The following is a 6,098-nucleotide window of genomic DNA, read 5'->3' as shown; positions in this document are numbered from 1 at the left end:
CAGTATGATTTTAGCTTCCTGCAACGTATAGAATATTTCTCCATTTAATAACTCATCTCTGAGCTTTCCATTAAAGGATTCATTGTAGCCATTCTCCCAAGGACTTCCCGGCTCAATAAACCAAGGAGCCACTTCCAAGCTATTCAACCATTTCCGGATTACCTGAGATGTAAACTCCGGCCCATTATCCGACCTTATGTATTCAGGCAACCCTCGAATCCATGTAGAGTTGAGTGCAATCAGTCATGCCTGCAGTAAATGCCGGGTGGCCTATTTAATGCGTCAACATGGAATCGTTTCTAAATAAAAAAAGTATGCGGCTTAATTAACTGTCCGCTAATATCGGGAAGACCAGTCAAGGATAGAGCTAACGCTATCATCGATCAATGAAGAATACCGTCAAACTTTAGAACTATTAATTACCTTGGGAGTTGGAGTAGGAAATCTCAAGGTTCGTGTACTATTATAAAAATAATTGATACCAAGAATCCTTGAGCAGCGTGACTCCGGCTGATGTTTATTTCAGTTTAAGTTACTTTTAATATCCGAAATAACTACGTTTCTGTAATTGTTTTAATATTTTGCTAAATTTCTTCATTAATTAACTTGATCAGGTCATGTACTTGTCTGTGTCTTTCAACGGAATGTCTCAGCGGTTTTTTACTTAAAACCTTGTAGACATTTCTTCTTCCATCGCGAATATGTTCCAAATACCCGTCTACTTCAAGCTCAACAATAATACGCTGTACTGCGCGCTCAGTGATTCCAACGATCGATGCTATATCTCGAATACGTTCAGATGAGCTTTTGGCAAGAATTAACAAGACATGAGCATGATTCGTCAAAAAAGTCCATGATGTATTAGTGATATCTTTTGTGCTCATCCTCAATTATTAGTATGCTTTTAAAGATTATTTTGTTCAATTTATTTAAATATATGAATTATAATACACGATTTTAACTTCCGGACCTATTAGTTTATTATCAAGACTAGAGATAGGTTGGTTTCGATTTCACAAAATTAAGCAGTGCGTTCACGAATCGCTCGAAGTTAACGATTGACCGAATTGCGTTTAAGGGCAACAAATTTAGTAATCTGAAAGGGGTCCAAACCCACGGATAAATAGCGAATAATTTGATGAAATTTGTGCTCTAAAATCTTAGAACGGTTTGCATAACGATTTCTTATTTCCATAACACCAACTTAGCATCGGTTCTAGCTATCTGTCCTTGTTCTGACCCTTTTTTAAATATAATAGGTTCTACCATCTTTGACGTATCATGGTTTGAATGGTTATTCTTTCAGCTTTTATTAGAGTCTAGATAGAAATGTAATAATGCTTACATTTATTTAAATATACTTACAAGTTGATGTTCCAGAGGCGTTTATATCAATGATAAAATAGTGATGGTTGTTAAAAACTTTGGTAGTTAGGATATTTTGGATAAATTTTTTTGAAAAGTGGACATTTAATTAAATAAATACTCGAGCTTTTTCTTTTCCTTGAATGGCTTTCTCAATAATTGATTTGATGTTTCTGAAATGGAATGATTGTGATTTCCTCAAATAGAATTTTTATTTCACTAACATGTTTGCGTAAGAGCTGGTTGTTCCTGGTCATAATGTTTTGGCTTACCTTGCCGGCATGGGCTGGAGATGAGCGGCCAAAGTTCAATCAGTCGCGATATGAGGAGAACTACAGATTCCTTAAAGACCCAGCTAATAGAACAGATTTTTTCGATTCCTTGAAGTACATCCCTTTGAACGATTCCGAATCAAACTATTTGACTCTGGGTGGAGAAACCCGACAGCATTTCGAATTCATTGATAATAACAATTGGGGACAAGGCTCTCAGGATAGTAATGGATATTACCTCCAACGGTATCTTGCGCATGCCGACCTTCACCTTGGAGAGCGTGTCCGGCTGTTCGGCCAGTTGATGAGCGGCCTTCAAACTGGACGTAATGGAGGTCCCCGGGGAGTGGATAAGGATTCACTCGACGTGAACCAGGGGTTTGTTGACGTACAGTTGTGGAAAGATTCCGGGCGAGCTCTAAGTTTACGTGCCGGACGCCAGGAAATTATTTTTGGTAGCAGGCGTTTTTTAAATTACCGTGAACGACCTAATTTGCGACTCAGTCATGATGCGGTGATGGGAATATTAAATGCGGGTAAATGGGATTTAACGGTCTTCGGTGCTCGCCCTGTAAATATTGGCCAGGACGTTTTTGATGATGAGTCCAATAATAAAAAGAAAATTTGGGGAGTGTATGGAGTACGAAAAAAGTTACCGGTGAAATTTTCCTTTAATGCCGATCTCTATTATCTGGGACTCTATGACCGAGATGCAGTTTATGACCAGGGGCAGGGAGAGGAAAAACGCCACACTTTTGGAACCCGCCTGTGGGGTAAAGTGAAGAACCTGGATTACAACTTTGAATTCTTATATCAATTCGGCACATTTGGCAGTGGAAATATCCATGCCTATGCCCTGGCATCTGATACTGGTTACACCGTTCCACTCAGTGGGGGAGGCAAAGTGCGTTTTAGTCTTCGCGCTGATATATATTCTGGAGATGATGACCCGGCAGATTCGGATTTAAACTCGTTTAATCCTTTTTTCCCAAAGGGAAAGCACATCAGTCAGCTTGCCGCCAGTGGACTCATCAACCAGCGTGACTTACATCCCCGAATCACTCTGACTTTGAACGAGCACTGGTCTGCTACAACGAGTGCTTTGTTTATATGGAGAGATAGCCTGGATGACGGAATCTATTCCATAGCGAATGGTCTATTACGAAGTGGTCAATCCAGCCGGGCTCGTTATGTAGGCACACAACCTGAGTTGGAAGTAACATATTCCTTCAACAGGTATCTTGATTTAAAGGGGATTTTTGTCCATTTCCGAGCCGGAGACTTTATTCAAGAAACTCCTCCAGGTAGCGATATCAATTACCTGGGTTCCATGCTCACTTTCAGGTTCTGATTGGCGGACCCACATTTAAAAATAGTTTCTGCGCCATCGATTGATTCTTTCTCCCCACGCGAGAGTTTTATCCGTGACAGTATTTTTTTTCCAGTTGCCCGCAGCAAATTTATTGGATTCTGCCAACGTGGGGTAGATATGAATCGTGCCGAGGATTGCGTTCATTCCAAATCCATTTTTCATCGCGGCGACATATTCTGAAATGATATCCCCAGCGTGGAGTCCTGCAATGGTGACACCTATGATCTTGTCTTTTCCGGGGACCGTTAATACCTTAACAATTCCATGCGCTGCTTCATCAGCTATGGCACGATCGAGATCATCAAATCCATAAGTTGTGACTTCATAGGGAATTCCCTGTTCTTTGGCTTCCTGCTCATTCAATCCTGTTCTGGCTACTTCAGGATCTGTAAAAGTTGACCAGGGTACGGTGCTGTAATCGACTTTAAATCCATAGAAAGGACTTATCATCGAATTGACCGCGCAATACCATGCCTGATGGGCCGCAATGTGGGTAAACTGATAAGGGCCTGCAACATCACCGCATGCATAAATATTAGGGATGTTGGTTCTCATATATTCATCTACCTTGATAGTTTTTTGGGGAGTCAATTCAACGCCCAGCTCTTCTAAACCGAATCCGGTTGTATTGGCCTCTCTTCCCAATGCGACCAGAAGCGTGTCAAATTCAACTTCCATAGAGTTCCCGTTACTCTCGCACTCCATGAAACTTTTCCCATCGCGTTTAAAAAATCTTTTTGGGGTATGCTCTACCAGAACATTGATTCCTTCGGACTGGAAACTTTCCAAAAGCATTTGTGATATCTCAGGGTCTTCTTTAGGGATCAATCTTTTGTTACGCTGAACCTGAGTTACGGAACACCCCAGCCGGGCAAAGGCCTGGGTCAGTTCAGAGCCGATAGGCCCTCCACCTAATACGAGTAATTTGTCCGGCTGCTTGCGAATATTCCAAATGGTGTCAGAAGTCAGGTAGTCGATATTTTCAATTCCTTCAATTGGAGGGATGGCAGGACGGGCTCCGGTTCCGACCACAATATTACGTGTTGTGAGAGTTTTACCGTTCACCGACACTTCATAGGGAGACAATATCCTGGCTTCACCTGTGTGGCATTCAACTCCCAGGGAAGTGTATCGTTCGATTGAATCATGAGGTTCAATGGTTTTGATAACCCGCTGAACTCTTTCCATGACATCGGCAAAATCAAATTCTACCTGGGCATTTTTGAATCCCAGGTTTTGGCATTTTTTAGCGTCAGCCATAAACCTGGCTGATCTTATGAGTGCTTTGCTGGGAACACAGCCTGTGTTCAGACAATCTCCACCCATTTTGTGTTTTTCGATTAACGCGACTTTCCCTCTGGTTGCTGCTCCAATGTAGCTGGTGACCAAACCGGCAGACCCGGCGCCAATCACTACCATGTTGTAATCGAAAGATTCTGGTTTTTTAAATTTTTTCAGAATTCGCCTTCCCTTGTAAAAATCCACAAGTTTTTTTGCCAGTAATGGAAATATACCCAGCAGAACAAATGAAAAGATAATACCTGGAGAGAGAATGCCGCTTAAAGATTCGATTTGAGCAAGCTGTGTGCCGGCATTTACATAAACAATAGTCCCTGCCAGCATTCCCGCCTGGCTGATGAGAAAAAATGCTCCTGTCTTCATGGGGGTCAGACCCATGACCAGATTGATGACGAAGAAGGGGACAGCTGGAATCAATCGCAGGGTGAACAGGTAAAACCCGCCATCTTTTTCTATGCCGTCATTAAAAGCTGCCAGATGGCGGCCAAATTTACCTTGAACCCAGTCCCGTAAAAGCAATCTCGAAACAAGAAAAGCAAGTGTTGCCCCGATGGTGCTGGCAAAAGAAACCAGAACTGTTCCAGTCACAAGACCGAACAATGCCCCGCCAAGTAAGGTCAGGAGTGTCGCCCCCGGCAAGGAGAGAGCCGTTGTTACAATATAAACTGCGCTATAAGCGCCAATTGCTAATAGAGTGTTCTCCTTGTAAAAAGCTGAAAAACTATCTTGTTGTCCCTTTATGTATTCAAGAGTCAGGTAGTGGCCAAGATCAAAATATGAAAAAGCCCAAAATAAACCTGCAATGACCCCCAGTATGACAATTTTTTTCATATTCTTTTTCAGGTTGGATTAATGGTCTATTTTTAAATTCCTCTGCATTTGATGTGCACCACTCATTTTCAGTCGTATAAAGGTACCAAAACTTTACAAAGTCATCAGTGAATTGTAATACTTTAAGAGGTGCGGTGACAGGAATTATTCAAAAGAGGAGGACTTCACTTTCCTGAATGCGGATATTGCCTTATCGAGGTCTTCAATCTCATGGGCGGCAGAAATTTGAATGCGGATACGGGCTGTGTCTTTCGGCACTACCGGATAGCTGAAGCCTATCACATAGATGCCTTCTTCCAGTAATTGTTCTGCCATATTTTTTGCTGCTGAAGCATCTCCTATCATGATCGGGGTGATGGGGTGGTCGCCGGATCTTATTTCGAAACCGACCTCAGAAATTGAAGTCCGGAAATACTTCACATTGTCTCGCAGTTTATGGATCAGGCTAAGGGATCTTGAAATGAGATCAATGGCTTTAATTGTGGTGGCTGTGATTACAGGAGACAGGCTGTTTGAAAACAAATAAGGCCGTGAGCGTTGGCGCAAAAGGTCTATGATTTCTTTGCGTCCACTTGTGAATCCACCCGAGGCTCCTCCCAGTGCTTTCCCAAAGGTTGAGGTGATAATATCCACACGCCCCATAACATTTTTATATTCTACACTGCCTCGACCCGTATTCCCGAAAAAACCTGTAGCATGTGAATCATCGACCATGACTTTAGAGTCATACATGTCGGCAAGGTCGCAAATCTCTTTCAACGGCGCGACAGTTCCATCCATGCTGAAAACCCCATCGGTTGCTATAATTCGGTGCCGGTATTTCTGAGCCCTTTTCAACTGGGTTTCCAGGTGATCCATGTCAGCATTGTTGTAGCGAAATCGATTGGCCTTGCAAAGGCGTACTCCATCTATGATGCTTGCATGGTTGAGCCGGTCGCTGATTATGGCGTCTTTTTCTG

At 42.4% G+C, this 6,098-nt stretch carries 4 protein-coding genes and 1 pseudogene; 1 reads left to right on the top strand and 4 read right to left on the bottom strand.

Going from position 1 to position 6,098, the window contains the following annotated elements; translation table 11 throughout:
- Both F3741_12845 and F3741_12840 read right to left on the bottom strand, forming a co-directional pair.
- A pseudogene (locus tag F3741_12845) lies at positions 1-222 on the bottom strand (transposase family protein).
- Between the two features lie 362 nt (positions 223-584).
- The gene (locus tag F3741_12840) at positions 585-884 is read right to left on the bottom strand and encodes an ArsR family transcriptional regulator (GenBank protein ID MZG31663.1); all 300 of its coding nucleotides are present in this window, start codon (positions 882-884) and stop codon (positions 585-587) included.
- Positions 885-1,548: 664 nt separating this feature from the next.
- On the opposite strand from F3741_12840, the gene F3741_12835 reads away from it, so the two are divergent.
- Positions 1,549-2,988 (top strand): alginate export family protein, encoded by a 1,440-nt coding sequence (locus tag F3741_12835; protein MZG31662.1) that lies wholly within the window; start codon positions 1,549-1,551, stop codon positions 2,986-2,988.
- Positions 2,989-3,003: 15 nt separating this feature from the next.
- On the opposite strand, the gene F3741_12830 is transcribed toward F3741_12835, so the two are convergent.
- Both F3741_12830 and F3741_12825 read right to left on the bottom strand, forming a co-directional pair.
- Entirely contained in the window at positions 3,004-5,139 is a 2,136-nt protein-coding gene (locus tag F3741_12830; protein ID MZG31661.1) for a SidA/IucD/PvdA family monooxygenase, read from the bottom strand.
- Between the two features lie 144 nt (positions 5,140-5,283).
- Positions 5,284-6,098 (bottom strand): aminotransferase class I/II-fold pyridoxal phosphate-dependent enzyme (locus tag F3741_12825; GenBank protein ID MZG31660.1); only part of this gene is annotated, 815 nt, incomplete at its 5' end.

The sequence above is a fragment of the Nitrospinota bacterium genome, assembly GCA_009873635.1.
Classification (GTDB): Bacteria; Nitrospinota; Nitrospinia; order Nitrospinales; family VA-1; genus LS-NOB.
Note: the sequence above shows the minus strand (reverse complement) of the source record. Positions and strands in the feature narration are given on the sequence as shown.

Excerpts from the sequence above, each read along its gene's own strand:
- F3741_12840 (MZG31663.1), bottom strand. The coding sequence starts at position 884 with ATGAGCACAAAAGATATCACTAATACATCATGGACTTTTTTGACGAAT.
- F3741_12835 (MZG31662.1), top strand. The coding sequence starts at position 1,549 with ATGATTGTGATTTCCTCAAATAGAATTTTTATTTCACTAACATGTTTG.
- F3741_12830 (MZG31661.1), bottom strand. The coding sequence starts at position 5,139 with ATGAAAAAAATTGTCATACTGGGGGTCATTGCAGGTTTATTTTGGGCT.